The sequence below is a fragment of the Yersinia rohdei ATCC 43380 genome (assembly GCF_000173775.1).
In the GTDB taxonomy this organism is placed as follows: domain Bacteria; phylum Pseudomonadota; class Gammaproteobacteria; order Enterobacterales; family Enterobacteriaceae; genus Yersinia; species Yersinia rohdei.
Genome location: NZ_ACCD01000039.1, coordinates 1 through 16,503, shown reverse-complemented (window position 1 = coordinate 16,503; position 16,503 = coordinate 1). Strand labels below are relative to the sequence as shown.

Sequence of the window (16,503 nt, the reverse complement as noted above, 5' to 3'; positions counted from 1 at the left end):
AAATAATCGAAAACTGTTGGCGTCATTGTCACAGCCAGATTGAGTATGGCCCAATCTCAATATGACCCGTAAAAAAGCCAATCAAATCAATTTAATAATAGACCGTGCTGTCAATTCGTCAGTGACTAATGCATTCACATACTTGCCTTGCAAGGCCGCCACAATCGCTTCTGCTTTCTCCACCCCCCCCGCCACACCAATAACCGTCGGGATATTGGTGAGATCAGCCAGAGAAATGCCAATCAATTCTTGGTGAATTTGCATATCTGCCGCCAATGCACCATCGGCTTGCATAAAGTAGCCGAGAATATCGCCGACCGCGCCTTTGCGGCTGAACATCAGCTGTTCACCTTCGCTGATATAACCGGAGCGCAAAATAGTGGCTTCTTTTTGCTGATTCACCGAGCCAATACCCACCACCGCCACATCAGCGGCACAGGCTGCCAGCATCACATCACGAACACTGTTTTCCTGGCGGAAGGTTTCAGCCACTTTGGCACTGGAAGCCCGTAAAGGTGCTGGAATAATACTGACCTGGCAGGCCGCATCTAACTGCCCAATCCCGGTCATATAAGAGCCGACCCCACCAGAAAGTGTCACCAAACGAATCTGTTGAGAGGCGATAAAACCGCTCAAATGCTGTAGCGCGCACATGGTGGTTTCGCCAAATCCCACCGCCAGCAATTGCTGGGGTTGTATCAATGCCATCAATAAGTGTGCGGCACCAATTCCCAACCGGCTACTGATGCTAAGTTCAGCCAAAGAAGGCAGAATGCGGATATGTTTCAGGTCAAAATGCTGTTGCAGTTGGTTTTCCAGTTCCAGACAGCCTTCATAACGCGAATTAATCTGTACCCGGATTACCCCAGACTGACGGCCTTTCTCCAGTAATCTGGACACTTTCAGTCTGGTCAGCCCCAGCAGCTCACCAATATCCCCTTGTGTTAAGCCATCGTGATAATAAAACCACGCAATGCGAGCGAGCAGTTCCTCTTCACTCATGCTATTACCCGGATATTTGTATTCATCATTGGACGACATGGGTTTTTCTTTTATTACTGGCTTTTCTTTCATCATTGCGGGTGATTCTCTTCTACGTCTTGGCAACTCACATGACACATCGATTTTCGCGATGACATCATAATCCTAAATGTTAAATCTCAACTGATAACCACGCTAACAGCTTAAACAACATATTTGAACACATTTTAATTTAAATTTTTTTATTCACAGAAATGTGATCTTGATTACGCCAATAATGGCATTATCCCGCTATCTTTTTTGAACACTTTTAATTTTAAATTATTTTTGTTCAATTGGAGTCGCGATGTCGAATACTATTCCCCAGCTGCCACCGCTGCTCCAGGTTCGTGGTATCAGCAAACAGTTTTCCGGTGTTGTGGTACTGAAAAGCATCGATTTTACTTTGCAACCCGGCCAGGTACATGCCCTGCTCGGGGGGAATGGGGCGGGTAAATCAACACTGATGAAAATTATCGCCGGTGTGCTGCCACCGGATAGCGGCACCATTGAGATAAATGGCCAGCCCTGCCTTAACCTCACCCCAGCCAAAGCCCATCAGTTGGGTATTTATCTGGTGCCGCAAGAGCCAATGCTGTTTGCCAATCTGTCGGTGCAGGAAAATATTCTGTTCCGGTTGCCAAAACATCAAGCTGACAAAAAGAAAATGGCGCAGTTGCTGCAAAGTTTGGGTTGCCATCTGGATCTTGCCGTCAGCGCCGGTTCACTGGATGTGGCTGACCAGCAATTAGTGGAGATCATGCGCGGCCTGATGCGCGACTCGCGAATTTTGATTCTTGACGAGCCCACCGCCTCACTCACGCCAGCAGAAACCAATCGTTTATTCAACCAAATAAGCATGTTATTGCAACAAGGGGTCGGCGTGGTTTTTATCTCCCACAAACTGCCGGAAATTCGTCAACTGGCCGATTGGGTCAGTGTGATGCGCGATGGGGGCATCGCCCTAAGCGGTGCCACTGGCGATTTCTCAACCGACACCATTATTCAGGCGATTACTCCACAAGCCAAAAATAGCGAGTTATCAGACACCCAAAAATTATGGCTGGAGCTGCCCGGCAACCGCCGTTCTCAAGCTCGTTCTCAATCTAATCAACCGGTTATACGGGTGACCGATTTGAGCGGCGAAGGTTTTGCTCATATTTCTTTCGAGGTTCGCGCCGGTGAAATTCTTGGGCTGGCGGGGGTCGTGGGGGCCGGTAGAACCGAATTGGCAGAAACTCTATATGGCTTGCGGCCTGCCAGTGGGGGCCGTGTTGAGCTAGAAGATATCGACATCACCAACATGAAAACCGTCAATCGTCTGGCAACCGGCCTGGTTTATCTGCCGGAAGACCGGCAGGCCTCTGGCCTTTATCTGGATGCCCCGCTGAGCTGGAATGTCTGCTCACTGACCCAGGGTAATCAGGGGCTATGGACTCATCCGGCGCAGGAAGCGGCGATTCTGGAGCGCTATCGTCGGGCGCTAAACATCAAATTTAGTCACCTCGAACAGCCGGTGCGCACTTTATCCGGCGGTAACCAGCAAAAACTGCTGATTGCTAAGTGTTTGGAAGCTAACCCGTTATTACTGATTATTGATGAACCCACTCGTGGCGTGGATGTATCAGCCCGCAGTGATATCTATCAACTGATCCGCAGTATTGCGGATCAACATGTGGCGATCATTTTCATCTCATCTGATCTGGAAGAGGTGGTGCAGATGGCAGACAGCGTGTTGGTGATGCATCAGGGGGAGATAAGTGGCGCGCTCGATCGCAGTGCCATGAATGTCGATACCATTATGCATTTGGCCTTCGGTGAACATCATACCGACGCCGATAAGACTGCTGAAAACGAGGGCGCATCATGTTGAAATTTATTCAAAATAATCGTGAAGCGACGGCACTGCTGGCCATTCTCGCCTTATTTGCCCTGCTTGGCGTGATCGACAGTAACTACTTCAGCATGCAGACGTTCACCATGATCTTCAGCAGCGCGCAGATCCTTATCCTGCTGGCGATCGGCGCCACTATGGTGATGCTAACCCGCAATATTGATGTGTCGGTCGGCTCAATTACCGGCCTATGTGCGGTCACTGTCGGGATGGCGCTGAATGCGGGCTTTGGCCTGGCGCTATCTTGCCTGTTTGCACTGCTGGTCGGCATGATGACCGGCTTCTTTAATGGCATTTTAGTGACCTGGCTGCGCATCCCGGCGATTGTCGCCACCCTGGGGACTCTGGGGTTATATCGCGGCCTGATGCTATTGCTGACCGGCGGGAAATGGATTGAAGGGTTACCGGCGGATTTAAAAAGTTTATCAACGCCAATTCTGTTTTCTATCTCTCCTATCGGCTGGCTGATTATGTTGCTGATTGTGGCGATGGCGCTGTTACTGGGGAAAACTAGTTTTGGCCGCAGTTTCTATGCCACCGGCGATAACTTACAAGGCGCGCGCCAGCTGGGGATCCGCACCGACAGCATCCGCATTTTTGCTTTTTCCATGAATGGCGTGATGGCGGCGCTGGCGGGCATCGTCTTTGCTTCGCAAATTGGTTTTATCCCTAATCAGACCGGCAGCGGCCTGGAAATGAAAGCCATTGCCGCCTGTGTGCTCGGTGGCATCAGCCTGCTGGGTGGCACCGGCACCATTATTGGCGCAATTCTCGGGGCTTATCTTCTGACTCAAATCGACAGCGTGTTGGTGCTGCTGCGCCTGCCCGCCTGGTGGAATGACTTTATTGCCGGCTTAGTGTTACTCGGTGTGCTGGTGTTTGATGGCCGCCTGCGCTGTGCGGTGGAGCGCAATATCCGCCAACAAAAATACGCCAGGTTCGCGACTCGTCCCGTTAAGGATAATAAGAAGAAAAACATCAGTAATACATCGTCGAGTGATAAACCGGTTAATAACAGCAAGCCCTTTAACAAAATCAAAAAAGAGGTGGCACGATGAGTCTTTACACGAGCTTTCACCGACGCTACGGATGGGAACTGGCTCTGGCTACCTTATTGGTACTGGAAATCCTGCTGTTTGGTTTATCGAACTCGCGCATGTTGGATATCAATGTGCTGCTGTTCAGTACCAGTGATTTTATCTGCATCGGGATAGTTGCCCTCCCCCTGACGATGGTGATTGTCAGCGGCGGCATTGATATCTCATTCGGCTCAATTATCGGATTGTGCTCAATATCTTTGGGCGTGATGTTCCAAGCCGGTGTCCCAATGAGCATCGCTATCCCGCTGACCGTGCTGGTCGGCGCGCTATGCGGTTTGATTAATGCCGGGCTGATTCTCTACACCGGTGTCAATCCGCTGGTTATTACTCTTGGCACCATGTACCTGTTTGGCGGCAGTGCTCTGCTGCTCTCCGGTATGTCTGGGGCCACGGGCTATGAAGGGATTGGCGGTTTCCCTACCGCTTTTACTGATTTTGCTAACCAAACCTTCTTCGGCCTGCCAATACCGCTGGTTATCTTTATCGTCTGCGTGGTGCTGTTTTGGCTGCTGATGCACCGCACTCACAGTGGCCGCAACGTTTTCCTGATTGGGCAAAACAGCCGAGTCGCTCGCTACAGCGCCCTGCCCGTCGCGCGGACTTTATGCATTCTTTATGCCCTGACAGGCATGGCATCCGCCATTGCCGCGGTTCTGCTGGTTTCTTACTTTGGCTCTGCGCGCTCGGATTTAGGGGCATCCTTCCTGATGCCGGCTATCACTGCCGTGGTGTTGGGCGGTGCCAATATTTATGGCGGTTCTGGTTCAATTATTGGTACGGCACTGGCGGTATTACTGGTGGGTTACTTGCAACAAGGTCTGCAAATGATTGGCACGCCAAATCAGATCTCCAGCGCACTCTCCGGTGCATTGTTGATTCTGGTCGTGGTTGGGCGCTCCATCAGCCTGCATCGGCATCTGATTTATGAATGGCTGCAACGCCGTCGCAGCAGACACACCCTAAGTTAACATTTTCATTTATATAGAAATTATTGTAGCTAAATGCCAACACCTCTATACCCAAAGCCATTGGAGATAACAATGAAAAACCCAAAACTGAAAAAGCTGGCGCTGGTTTGTGCCCTCGGATTTGCCTATATGACTTTTGGTGCTATCACTTCCGCCCAAGCTGCGGAGCGCATCGCATTTATCCCGAAACTCGTCGGGGTGGGCTTCTTTACCAGCGGCGGTAAAGGTGCCGTGGAGGCCGGTAAAGAGCTGGGCGTGGAGGTAACCTATGATGGCCCGACCGAGCCGAGTGTTTCCGGCCAAGTGCAGTTAATCAATAACTTCGTCAATCAGGGCTACAACGCCATTGTGGTTTCGGCGGTATCGCCAGACGGCCTGTGTCCGGCATTAAAACGCGCCATGCAGCGCGGGGTCAAAATCCTGACTTGGGACTCAGATACCAAACCTGAATGTCGCTCGGTGTATATCAACCAGGGCACGCCGAATCAATTAGGGTCAATGTTAGTGGATATGGCCGCCAATCAGGTGAAAAAAGACAAAGCGAAAGTGGCGTTTTTCTATTCCAGCCCAACCGTAACCGACCAAAACCAATGGGTGAATGAAGCGAAGAAAAAAATCGAGCAAGAGCACCCCGGCTGGGAGGTTGTGACCACACAGTTTGGCTATAACGACGCCACCAAATCACTGCAAACCGCCGAGGGCATTTTGAAAGCTTATGGCGACCTTGATGCGATTATTGCCCCAGATGCTAACGCCCTGCCCGCTGCCGCACAGGCGGCAGAAAACCTGAAACGCGACAATGTGGCAATTGTCGGCTTCAGCACCCCGAATGTAATGCGCCCTTATGTGGAACGCGGCACCGTCAAAGAATTCGGCCTATGGGATGTGGTTAACCAAGGAAAAATCTCGGTTTATGTCGCCAATGAGATGCTGAAAAAAGGTGAACTGAATGTGGGCGATAAATTGGAGATCCCGAACATTGGCATAGTCGAAGTCGTGCCGAACAGTGTCCAGGGCTATGACCATGAGGCCAAAGGCAACGGCATCGTGTTACTGCCGCAGCGGGTCATTTTCACCAAAGAGAACATCGACAAATACGATTTCTAAGCACAATGGCCCGCAGCATTCTCGCGGCGGGCCAACTCTATCTTTCACCTCCAGTTGGAGTAATTACAGATGGCTGATTTAGACGATATCAAAGACGGAAAAGATTTCGGTATTGGTGTGGCGCAGCAAAACCCTGCATTTACACTAAAAGGGTGCGGCTCGCTCGACTGGGGAATGCAATCTCGTCTGGCGCGAATTTTTAATCCGAAAACTAACCGCACGGTGATGCTGGCATTTGATCACGGCTATTTTCAGGGGCCGACCACAGGTCTGGAGCGGATTGATATCAATATCGCCCCGCTGTTTGACTATGCCGACGTCTTGATGTGCACCCGGGGTATTTTGCGCAGTATTGTTCCAGCGGCGGCCAATCGCCCCATCGTACTGCGCGCCTCTGGTGCTAACTCAATTCTGACCGATTTATCCAACGAAGCCGTGGCGGTGGCGATGGAAGATGCCCTACGGCTCAACTCTTGCGCCGTGGCCGCCCAGGTTTATATCGGCACCGAGCACGAACATCAGTCAATTAAGAATATCATCCAGCTGGTTGACCAAGGTTTGCGCTACGGTATGCCAACGATGGCAGTGACCGGTGTCGGTAAAGATATGGCCCGTGACCAGCGCTATTTCTCATTAGCGACCCGTATCGCCGCCGAAATGGGCGCGCAAGTGATCAAAACCTATTATGTCGACACCGGCTTTGAGCGCATTGCCGCGGGTTGTCCGGTGCCGATTGTTATTGCTGGCGGTAAGAAATTGCCGGAGCGGGATGCACTGGAAATGTGCTATCGGGCTATTGACCAGGGTGCATCTGGTGTGGATATGGGTCGCAATATCTTCCAGTCAGAAGCCCCCATTGCCATGCTGAAAGCGGTGCATGCCGTGGTGCATAAAAATGAGAATGCGGAAACAGCTTATCAGTTATTCCTGCATGAAAAAGGTTAAATCCAAATAGCTGCCAGCCCTTGACTGGCAAGCGATGACAAGGAGAAAGTTATGCATGTCACCTTGGTAGAGATTAATGTAAAAGATGACAAAGTTGAGCAGTTTATTGAGGTTTTCCGTGCCAACCATTTAGGGTCAATCCGGGAACCGGGGAATGTTCGCTTTGATGTGTTGCGGGATGAAAATATCCCGACCCGCTTTTATATCTATGAAGCTTATACGGATGAAAATGCAGTCGCAGCCCATAAAAAAACGCCGCATTACTTAAAATGTGTTGAAGAGCTGGAAGGGCTAATGACCGGCCCACGTAAGAAAACCGTCTTTATCGGCCTGATGCCTTAGCCGATACGGGCAGCATATTCCCCATGCTGCCCAATTTATTTTTTGCCGCAATCCTTTTGTTTGGACGTTTCCCTCTGCAATATAATCTTCTGGTATTCAAACGCGTTATCAGACAACACCTATCAGCAAAATGAATCCCGTGAGTTATTCTTAGCACCTAAAATAATGATTAGCGGCCTTTCTGGCGGTATCTCGCCTTATATGCTGTGCTCTCCACTGTAAAACAGGAGTTTTTATGAAGACGACTCGTCCCCTGCTGGCTTTGGCTTTATCCACCTTACTGCTAGCCGGTTCTGCTAACGCAAACAGCTTACTGGACTCCGTAAAAAGTGCCGCAGACCAATACAGCAAATCAGGCGATAGCTCATCCTCGCTGTCATCACTGACAGGGTTACTCAATGGTGGCGATAAAGGCCTCAGTGCCAGCACCATGACCAATGCCGCCGGTATATTGCAATATTGTGTGCAAAATAATGTGTTGTCGGCTAATGGAACGTCTGAAATTAAAGATCAATTGATGAGCAAATTGGGGATAACCAGCACTGAAAATGCCAAAAGCCAAGATTATCAGGAAGGTTTGGGCGGATTACTGAAAACCGGTGAGGGAAAAAGCCTGAATTTGAACGACCTTGGTAGCGAGCAAATCACGGAAAAAATTAAAACTAAAGCCTGTGATTTGGTATTGAAACAGGGCCAGTCATTCTTGTTGAAATAATGGCGCAAGAAATAACAGAGCGCAGCCTGAGGTTGCGCTTTCTTATTAGCAGATAATTATTTTTAGCTTAAGAAAATATTCTGCCGATGATAAGCCAACTGGCCCTCATCAGGGAAAAATTGAACAGGTAACCGTAGCTTTCGTCCTTCATATTTAGTGAAATTATCTTCACTCATACCGCTTTTAAGTTTTTTTATCTGAGGGGATAACACCATTTCCAGATGTTCATTAAAGGTAATGAACCCTTGGTCAAAAGCACGATCGTGCAAGCTGGAAAGACACAGGCCATTGCTGGGGTTAAGCCGGTGTTCAGCCCCATGACTCCAAGGGCGAATATGGCTGGCGACTAATAATTTAGGCTCTTCTAATTCAGTAATACAGCAGCGGTTTTCATAAACATATAACACATTTTTACGGAATAACTGCTGACCAATCCGCGCCTTAATTATTGTGGTTCTTTCCTTACCACTAAAGTCTTTCGTGCCACTATCAAATAGCTTGGTAATAGGTTTTTCTAACTGACTCATTGCCTGCTGACATTGTTGCTCAAGCACGTCAGCATGCTCATTCATTTCTCGCCACAGAGCACGATCAGCATTAGAAGCCCCACTCAGCCCCTTACGGCCAGAGTCAGTAATAAAAGGGTCTAGACTGGCAAAATTAACCAACTTCATTGCCAATGCCGAAGGTGTTCGGCCAATTAAAGCAGCGTAATGGATAATATCGGGGTTCTTGGAATGTAGCTTTCCAAAGGGGATTTGACTATATAGCGTAAATGCCACTAACAACTGATCCCGTGTCCAGTGATTTGCCGCCGCCATGTATCGCCATCCAAAATTAATGAGTCGTTTTATTGAATGCGTTAACTATGCCAGGTGTCGCCGGAAAAAGGTAAATTTATAACTCGGAAAGAGTCTGTTTTGGGATATTTTCAGGATATCAGCGCATAATCCGGCCACGCCGTGAGTCATTACCCATGTCGCACTTAATACATGGCACAGCGATGATATCTAACCACTAATAAACTATTAAATATTAATCTAATAGCCCCCCGCTATTTGGGGAGCTATTCGTCTTATTTACCTAGCGTTAAATCGCTTTTTCCGATTCAATAGGATTTTGATTACGGTTGACGGCCACTTTAAATACCCAGTAAAGAAGGCTGGCGGCAACCAGTGAATTAATCGTTGGAATACCCCACTCAGTCACCAGCCCCACAATACTGCCGACGATACTGGCAATAATAGCCACCCAACCTATTAGTGGGGTTTCATTATCATCAGGTAATTTCCCTTCCAACCGGCTTTTATCCAGAATTTTGCGGTGAGAGCGCAAGATATAATAATCCACCAGCATAATACCGATGATTGGTGGGAAAACGACGCCCAGTATAGTCAGGAAATCCACAAACCGGTCTAATATTCCCAGCACCGATAATGTGGTGCCCAATACACCAATAACTAACGTCGTTAGAGTGTATTTCAGCTTTTTACCGGTCAAACCTTCGACGGCATTAACAATACCCAGTGACGAAGAATATAAATTGAGGTCATTCACCCTTAAGGTGGAGAACACCACGACCAACAGACCCACGCCACCCGCAGCTTGGGACATAATAGTCACCACGTCCGCCGTCCCGAGGGTTTTAGCAATCAGGATAGCCAAACCATTGACGATAAATTCCCCTGCAACAATAGTGAAAATAGTAACACCAAGCACATGTTTACCATTTTTGGAATAGCGCGTCAGATCAGGGGTCATCAGGCTCGCCACAATGGCCCCGCCGACCACAATAGTGATACCGGCGCTGATAGTCAGCGGGTCACCCTGTGGTACTAACTGAATGATTTCATGCAGATTATGACCTGATAATGAGGCAATAGAGATAAAAGCCACTAGCAAAATAAACATTGGCACAGCAACACGCGCAGCAATACGCAATGCCTTAAAACCAAAAGCCACCAAGATAGTCAGCAAGCTGCCCGATAAGGCCGCAGCAAACCCAAACCCCAGTTTATGGCCCAGAGCAAAATCCAGTGATTTGGCAAAAATAGCATTTTGAATGCCGAACCACCCCAGCAAACTCACGGCCACCACAATCCCAATAAGTGCCGAGCCTAAGCGACCAAAACCACACCAACGAGCCAGTAAACTGCCGGAAATCCCCTCACGCATTCCCGCCAGGCCAAGACCGTAAGTCACCACGCCAAAGATGATGCTACCTATAAGGATGGCAGTGAATGCATCAACCAGTGTCATGGAATTACCGAGCACTGCGCCGAGCATAAATTGATCCAGCGCGGTCAGCATCCCCATATGCACAATGGCAACACTTAAAAATGAAACCCTTTTATCCTGTGGCACTCGGCTCAATGGATAATCTTCAATCTTGATCACGATAAGGTGTACCTTTGTTGTCAGATAAACTGGATACCTTTTGCTACCAGTCGATCAGGAATATAATTATCCAAATTTGCCAATTTGCAAAACTCTTCAAATTGTTGCAACGTGTGGACATCAGCTTTTTGATAAATAGTATATATTCTATTTTCTATCGTCTTAGCACTGATGTTATATATTTTGGCAATCTCTTTTACAGAGAATCTTTGCAACATTAAAAATATAACGTCAAGCTCAGCACGAGTGAATATACTATTATTAATTTCAGTTGTCAGAACACTGGGCTTTTGTTGATTTATATATTTCAGCGGGGATAACGTATTAAGGGGTTTAGCATTCCACATAATACCGATAATTTCTTTTTTGTCGTTATAAATAGGCAGTTTTTCACTAATAAAAGGCGTTAATACATCTTTGCCACACCAATAATGTGTTTCAATCACGGTGACGCGATCTTGAGACACTTCGGTCATTTTATCATGTTCAATAAACTCGGGAGAAAACTCAGCCCAATAGGCAGGAAATTCCTCGTCCAACCTCCCTTCTATATCAAAACTCAAGGGTGTATTGGTATAGAAATAAGCGGCCCTATTCATATAGACATGGCGGGAGTTAAGATCTTTAATACCCCATGGCTCACTTAAGTGCTCCATCATGGCAATAAGGCCCTTGAAATAAATTTCATTATTTTTATCGGGCAAATCCATTACTACCTCGCCGATCAAAAATGAGTTAAATTTCTTTTGCCAGATAATGTCGTGTATGCTTTTTAGCATATCCGCCTAAATTACCATATATACGATAACCTAGTTTTTCATAAAAACCCCTGGCCTGAAAATCGAAAGTGTCTACATAAGCCATATGACACCCACGCTGAAGAGCCTCTGCTTCTGCTTGTTCCATTAACTGGCGACCATAACCGCTGTTACGGTGTTCGTCACTGACCCACAAATACTGAACTTCAAGCCCGCCCCACCAAGTTCTGGCCACCAATCCCGCCACAATTTTGCCCTGTTCATCAGTAATGGTAAGAAACAGTGGGTGAATATCGACAACTTCTGTTTTATTATTGTGCGCCCAAAGACTATCAATTACGAACTCTTCGTCTTGTGGGTTTGGTGTATCCGTAACATTTATCTTCATTTTAGCAACATACCTTTCTGCCTAGAGTGACACTTTAAGTCATGGTCACTTTGTTAACCCGAACTGATTGTAATATCATTTTCCTTAAAGTGTTACAAGGGTGGTTTTCACCCGTTCCGGTTATCAAATTAAGCGTTTATATTTAGTGTGACTGAGCTAAAAGACACCAGCATATTTTATAAATGTCATCTGTTTTTCCAGCTCTATCTGCAAATGCTGATATCGCCTCACCAGGGCACCGTCGGAAAAAATCATCCATAATTACGGCTCCATCCGTAGAGCAAGAATAACTTGCCACAGGGCGGAGCCGCTCATCAATACACCAACTCATAAATCTTACTTCTTAATATAGATTAAGAACCTAACAGTAAGATGTCACCATTCTCACCGCTCGGCGCAATTGAAACTGCTTTTATGGTGGTGTGACGCGCGATGATATTCCCAAAACCAGTCGATTGCCCATAGCTACAGTTAACCCTGCGGCAGACACTAAGAAATCAAGTCAAATATATGGCGTAAACAGAAAGTTTACGGCGATGGTTTGCAGGCCACATAACAATCTACACGCCTGCAAGCCACAATGATGATTTACCGTATTACTCTTCGTCGAGGAACCAATAGCCCTGATTAATAAGCTCGGTTAACTCGATAACAAAATCTGGGTTGTTTAATGCCTCGCCCAACTCTGTTTTTCCAATAATGGTGTAACGACACAGTGCATCGGCGGCGTTAAGGTCAGTCGTTGCCAAACATTCATTATTGACGAAGAAACTGTCACCGACACGCAGAACCCGTAACCCACTCAGGCGCGTCAATACTTCACCGGCCATCAGTGCATCGACAATCTCTTCGGGTTGGTAAGGCGGTTCTGCCGGGGCGATATCCAGCTCGTGGCGTGGCGTTGTCGCAAAGCGCCCAAACCACTGTTTAAATTCTTCCGGCTGATTAATCATGTCGATCATCATGGCGCGTAAGCGGTCGAGCTCATAGTCCTCCACTCGCCCCGGGTGCTCCCGGCAGGTTAAATCGGGGTCGCTATAGTGCTCGCCGCCAAGATCATTTTCCAGCGCGTAATCAGCAAAGCTGCTGATTAAATCCCGGCCATTTGGCCCACGAAAACCCACTGAATAGTTAAAGGCGGTTTCATGGGTAAAACCGTCGTGTGGGAAGCCCGGCGGAATATATAAAATGTCGCCCGGAGACAAATCTTCATCAATGATCGGGGTGAAGGGTTCAACGTGCAACAGTGCTGGATGTGGGCAAAACTGCTTCAGCGGCAACTTATCACCCACTCGCCAGCGCCGACGCCCCATCCCTTGGATAATAAAGACGTCATACTGATCAATATGTGGCCCGACACCGCCGCCGGGAACAGAAAAAGAAATCATTAAGTCGTCTAAACGCCAGTCTGGCAGCACGCGAAATGGGCGCACCAGTTCGGCTGACGGGGCATGCCAGTGGTTAACGGCCTGTGCCAATAACGACCAGCCCGTTTCGCCCAAATGATCAAAATGCTCAAACGGCCCATTACTGGCCTGCCACTCGCCATTGGTATGACTGACCAAACGGCTATCAACTTCCGCCTCCATTGCCAGCCCTGCCAGCTCATCCGGCGTAATAGGATCGACAAAATTCGGGAAGGCGTTCTTTAATACCACAGGTTTTTTCTGCCAGTATTTTTCTAAAAATTCGGGCCAGTTAAGATTAAGTTGATAAGCCATGCTTCACACCAGTAAGAAGAAAAACGGGCCTGATTATAAAGTGGCTCATACCCAAGCTACCTTGTCATGGGTCAAGGTGGAACGAATCTTGGCGAAAGGCGGCTGCAGACTCGTCGGCTACCAAAAACTCAAACTAGATTCCTTACCTACCCATTTGTAGCTAGTCCTTTTTTATGGGCGAAAGACTACATTGATTGTAGGCATGCCAAACCCAATATGTAGGGAAGTACTTAAATATCTCCTTGACTAAATATGTATATTTCACTGAAAAAACAAAAATAAAACAACATTTATTCTAAATATTTTTTATATTTAAGTATAACAAACCTTAATTTAATCAAAATTAAGGTTTTAACTCCAAGAAAATGCCTTGTTTAAAGTCACTTGATCTAAATCAATCTTATTTAACGAGTTTAAATATCGCATATAATCACCTCGGCAAAATATCCAGGTATATATAGACATGCCATTTTAATTCTCCCTGATAAATATTGTCATGGAGGGGAAGATGGCTGTGTTTTTAATAAAGTCAGATAAAGGAAAGTAACCGATATTCCCTCACATCTTGTCAGCATGGGAGAAAGTAGGTTTATTATCACACTATGCCTAGATTGGAATTATGCAAATAATAACTTACGAAACTAAATATTACAGGCAGGATGAAATAAAACTACAAAATAATAAATTAAAATTGATTTTATTTTGTAATCTACTGTTTTTATTAAGTTAAATTGGAATTTCTCATTTAACACGTCAACACAATCACTCTTTACAGAGAGTTATTTATTGGCGTTTAAATATTACAACAAAAAGCATCCAACCCTATTTCATGGGTATGAAACAGTTTTGATGATGTGACGTCATTAAACTTACAACTGTTAATAGAAAAACAATCGATAGTCTATCGAAACAAAAGAACTCAATAAGTTCATGGTTAAAACCATTAGAACTTGGCGTTCTTGCACCCTATTTTTTATTATCCTAGCAAGGTCACTTATGACTCAACCAGTATTAGCAACAAATCAGAACGGGTTAATAGCTCGATATGCGAAGCCCATTGCCATATTAAATATTAGTATCCAGATTGTCTTCCCACTCAGCCTGGCCTTTACTCCGGCGATGATGGCTCATGCAGCGACTAACGTTCAAGTCATAGCGACAGAAGTCTACGTCTTTCTACCTGGCGATACGGTGCAAAGTGTTGCGGAAAAAAATGGACTGACCGTAGCTGAACTAAAAAAACTAAATCAGTTACGTAAATTCTCAAAGCCGTTTGAAGCACTAACGACCGGTGATGAAATTGACATTCCTCTTATAGGAAACAATTTTACTACCCAGAGTTTGCCGCATAGCACCAGCAGCCCAAATGACTCGCTATTGGCGCAAAGCGCTAGTCAGGTAGGAAATACTCTGCAAAACAACCCAAACAGTGAAGCGCTGAATGATCTGGCGCGATCCAGTGCGTTAAGCGCCGCCAACGCCAAAGCGGGTCAAGAAATATCTGATTGGCTTAATGGTAAAGGAAAAGTCCGTGTTAAGTTGGATGCTGATCGGGACTTCTCAGTAAAAAATTCACAGCTAGATCTGCTCGTGCCTCTCTGGGAAAGTGAATCACATATGATTTTCTCTCAGGGTTCAGTTCATCGCACGGACGACCGTACCCAGTCGAATCTCGGCCTGGGTTATCGCTATTTTGCCGATAGCTATGCGCTGGGTGCAAATACATTCTATGACCACGACTGGTCGCGCAGTCACTCGCGCCTGGGGCTGGGTGCTGAATATCAGCGCAACTTCTTTAAGCTGGCGACGAATGGCTATTTACGCCTGTCGAATTGGAAAGACTCTCCTGACTTTGACAATTATGAAGAGCGCCCGGCCAATGGCTGGGATATTCGTGCAGAAGGTTACTTACCATCTTACCCCGGCCTTGGCGCTAAACTGGCCTACGAACAATACTATGGCGATAATGTCGGGCTATTTGGTAAAGATAATCAGCAGAAAAATCCTCATGCGATTACTTTTGGTGGAAACTATTCACCGTTCCCATTGCTGAAATTCAGTGTCGATCAGCGCCAGGGTAAAGGTGGCCAAAATGATACCCGATTTGGCATTGACCTTAATTACACCCTTGGCACGCCATTGTCACATCAACTTGACCGCAACCAACTGATAGCCAGCCGCAGTCTTATCGCAAATCGCTATGATTTTGTCGATCGTAATAACAATATTGTTCTGGAATATCGTAAGAAAAATACCCTCAGCCTGAAACTCGCCCAGCAAGTGAGTGGTTATACCGGTGAACGTAAATCACTGGAAGTCTCAGTAAACAGCAGCAATGGGCTGGAGCGTATTGACTGGGATGCCCCGGAACTGTTGAGCAACGGCGGACAAATTATTCAAGAAGGGCCAGGTCTCTACAGCGTGATTGTCCCTGAGTTCCAGTACGGTGTTGGTGCAGCGAACCAGTACATCGTCAATGCGACTGCCTATGACAACTCTGGTAATGCATCACAGCAAGCGAGCACTACCGTGGTGGTGACGGCGTCGGCGGTCAGTACAACTCACAGCGAATTCACACCTACTGAAATTGTTCTAGCCAATGATGGACAGAGCACCGAACAGTTAACCCTTGTTCTACGCGATAACAAAGGCCAGCCAGTTATTGGCGTTGCTAATGACATCACCATGAACATCACTCAATCTGCTCGCACTCAGCCAGATGTGACAGTCAGCAAATTTACAGCTGATCCTGCACGGCCGGGCTATTACCTGGCAACATTAACGGCGGGTATGCAGACGGGCGTATTTATTCTGACGCCAGAGATCCAGAATGTAAAAACAACCTCCGCCACCGCGATACTTGGTGAAACAGCCATACTTGCCAACGGTGCTGTTATCACCCTAATTAATGATGCCGCGGCTGACGGCACAGCAACCAATGAAGTACAAGCGACGGTAACCAATGCGTTCGGCAAACCCGTCCCTGATGCAATAGTCAATTTCAGTGCCAGCAGTAATGGCGTCACCGTGGTCACCGCCAGCGCGACGACCGATGCCAATGGTGTGGCTTCCACCAACCTGACCAGTACACAGGCCGGCAGCTTTACTATCACCGCACAGGTAAACGGCCAGAGCAGCAACACGCAGG

The 16,503-nt window shown here is 47.1% G+C and carries 14 protein-coding genes; 8 read left to right on the top strand and 6 right to left on the bottom strand.

The window, feature by feature from the left end:
• Positions 1-81: 81 nt before the first annotated feature.
• The gene (gene lsrR / locus YROHD0001_RS01535; RefSeq protein ID WP_004716521.1) at positions 82-1,077 is read right to left on the bottom strand and encodes a transcriptional regulator LsrR; all 996 of its coding nucleotides are present in this window, start codon (positions 1,075-1,077) and stop codon (positions 82-84) included.
• A 250-nt stretch (positions 1,078-1,327) separates the two neighbouring features.
• Here lsrR and lsrA point away from each other — a divergent pair, with 250 nt between their 5' ends.
• The 7 genes from lsrA to YROHD0001_RS01570 all read left to right on the top strand — a co-directional run bounded on the left by lsrA (position 1,328) and on the right by YROHD0001_RS01570 (position 8,091).
• Complete coding sequence (gene lsrA, locus YROHD0001_RS01540) at positions 1,328-2,893, top strand: autoinducer 2 ABC transporter ATP-binding protein LsrA (RefSeq protein WP_004716518.1); 1,566 nt, start codon at positions 1,328-1,330, stop codon at positions 2,891-2,893.
• Positions 2,887-3,972 (top strand): autoinducer 2 ABC transporter permease LsrC, encoded by a 1,086-nt coding sequence (lsrC, locus tag YROHD0001_RS01545; RefSeq protein WP_032818189.1) that lies wholly within the window; start codon positions 2,887-2,889, stop codon positions 3,970-3,972. Before lsrA ends, lsrC begins: the two co-directional genes overlap by 7 nt.
• Positions 3,969-4,982, top strand: coding sequence for an autoinducer 2 ABC transporter permease LsrD (gene lsrD / locus YROHD0001_RS01550; RefSeq protein ID WP_032818187.1), 1,014 nt, complete (start codon positions 3,969-3,971; stop codon positions 4,980-4,982). The genes lsrC and lsrD overlap by 4 nt, the downstream gene beginning before the upstream one ends.
• A 72-nt stretch (positions 4,983-5,054) precedes the next feature.
• Entirely contained in the window at positions 5,055-6,089 is a 1,035-nt protein-coding gene (gene lsrB, locus YROHD0001_RS01555) for an autoinducer 2 ABC transporter substrate-binding protein LsrB (RefSeq protein WP_004716515.1), read from the top strand.
• Between the two features lie 69 nt (positions 6,090-6,158).
• Complete coding sequence (lsrF, locus tag YROHD0001_RS01560) at positions 6,159-7,034, top strand: 3-hydroxy-5-phosphonooxypentane-2,4-dione thiolase (RefSeq protein WP_004716514.1); 876 nt, start codon at positions 6,159-6,161, stop codon at positions 7,032-7,034.
• A 51-nt stretch (positions 7,035-7,085) separates the two neighbouring features.
• Positions 7,086-7,376 carry a (4S)-4-hydroxy-5-phosphonooxypentane-2,3-dione isomerase gene (gene lsrG, locus YROHD0001_RS01565; protein WP_004716509.1) on the top strand — a complete coding sequence of 97 codons (291 nt, stop codon included), beginning with the start codon at positions 7,086-7,088 and terminating at the stop codon, positions 7,374-7,376.
• Between the two features lie 235 nt (positions 7,377-7,611).
• Positions 7,612-8,091 (top strand): YjjA family protein, encoded by a 480-nt coding sequence (locus tag YROHD0001_RS01570; protein WP_004716506.1) that lies wholly within the window; start codon positions 7,612-7,614, stop codon positions 8,089-8,091.
• Between the two features lie 62 nt (positions 8,092-8,153).
• On the opposite strand, the gene YROHD0001_RS01575 is transcribed toward YROHD0001_RS01570, so the two are convergent.
• The 5 genes from YROHD0001_RS01575 to YROHD0001_RS01595 form a co-directional block, all read right to left on the bottom strand.
• The gene (locus tag YROHD0001_RS01575) at positions 8,154-8,912 is read right to left on the bottom strand and encodes an HNH endonuclease (RefSeq protein ID WP_004716505.1); all 759 of its coding nucleotides are present in this window, start codon (positions 8,910-8,912) and stop codon (positions 8,154-8,156) included.
• 268 nt (positions 8,913-9,180) lie between these two features.
• On the bottom strand, positions 9,181-10,488 hold the full coding sequence (locus YROHD0001_RS01580) for a cytosine permease (protein ID WP_004716504.1): 1,308 nt from the start codon (positions 10,486-10,488) through the stop codon (positions 9,181-9,183).
• A gap of 20 nt (positions 10,489-10,508) precedes the next feature.
• Positions 10,509-11,198, bottom strand: coding sequence for a helix-turn-helix transcriptional regulator (locus YROHD0001_RS01585; RefSeq protein ID WP_032818184.1), 690 nt, complete (start codon positions 11,196-11,198; stop codon positions 10,509-10,511).
• 25 nt (positions 11,199-11,223) lie between these two features.
• The gene (locus YROHD0001_RS01590; protein WP_004716498.1) at positions 11,224-11,634 is read right to left on the bottom strand and encodes a GNAT family N-acetyltransferase; all 411 of its coding nucleotides are present in this window, start codon (positions 11,632-11,634) and stop codon (positions 11,224-11,226) included.
• 596 nt (positions 11,635-12,230) lie between these two features.
• A complete protein-coding gene (locus YROHD0001_RS01595; protein WP_004716496.1) occupies positions 12,231-13,355 on the bottom strand; it encodes a ribosomal protein uL16 3-hydroxylase in 1,125 nt (374 codons plus the stop codon).
• A 996-nt stretch (positions 13,356-14,351) separates the two neighbouring features.
• Between YROHD0001_RS01595 and YROHD0001_RS01600 the strand changes: the two genes are divergently transcribed.
• Positions 14,352-16,503 (top strand): inverse autotransporter beta domain-containing protein (locus tag YROHD0001_RS01600; RefSeq protein WP_004716495.1); only part of this gene is annotated, 2,152 nt, incomplete at its 3' end.

Bases quoted from the DNA above. Each gene is read 5' to 3' on its own strand.
- YROHD0001_RS01575 (WP_004716505.1), bottom strand. From the start codon at position 8,912: ATGGCGGCGGCAAATCACTGGACACGGGATCAGTTGTTAGTGGCATTT.
- lsrB (WP_004716515.1), top strand. From the start codon at position 5,055: ATGAAAAACCCAAAACTGAAAAAGCTGGCGCTGGTTTGTGCCCTCGGA.
- lsrF (WP_004716514.1), top strand. From the start codon at position 6,159: ATGGCTGATTTAGACGATATCAAAGACGGAAAAGATTTCGGTATTGGT.
- lsrR (WP_004716521.1), bottom strand. From the start codon at position 1,077: ATGATGAAAGAAAAGCCAGTAATAAAAGAAAAACCCATGTCGTCCAAT.
- lsrC (WP_032818189.1), top strand. From the start codon at position 2,887: ATGTTGAAATTTATTCAAAATAATCGTGAAGCGACGGCACTGCTGGCC.
- YROHD0001_RS01570 (WP_004716506.1), top strand. From the start codon at position 7,612: ATGAAGACGACTCGTCCCCTGCTGGCTTTGGCTTTATCCACCTTACTG.
- YROHD0001_RS01590 (WP_004716498.1), bottom strand. From the start codon at position 11,634: ATGAAGATAAATGTTACGGATACACCAAACCCACAAGACGAAGAGTTC.
- lsrA (WP_004716518.1), top strand. From the start codon at position 1,328: ATGTCGAATACTATTCCCCAGCTGCCACCGCTGCTCCAGGTTCGTGGT.
- YROHD0001_RS01595 (WP_004716496.1), bottom strand. From the start codon at position 13,355: ATGGCTTATCAACTTAATCTTAACTGGCCCGAATTTTTAGAAAAATAC.
- YROHD0001_RS01585 (WP_032818184.1), bottom strand. From the start codon at position 11,198: ATGGATTTGCCCGATAAAAATAATGAAATTTATTTCAAGGGCCTTATT.
- lsrG (WP_004716509.1), top strand. From the start codon at position 7,086: ATGCATGTCACCTTGGTAGAGATTAATGTAAAAGATGACAAAGTTGAG.
- lsrD (WP_032818187.1), top strand. From the start codon at position 3,969: ATGAGTCTTTACACGAGCTTTCACCGACGCTACGGATGGGAACTGGCT.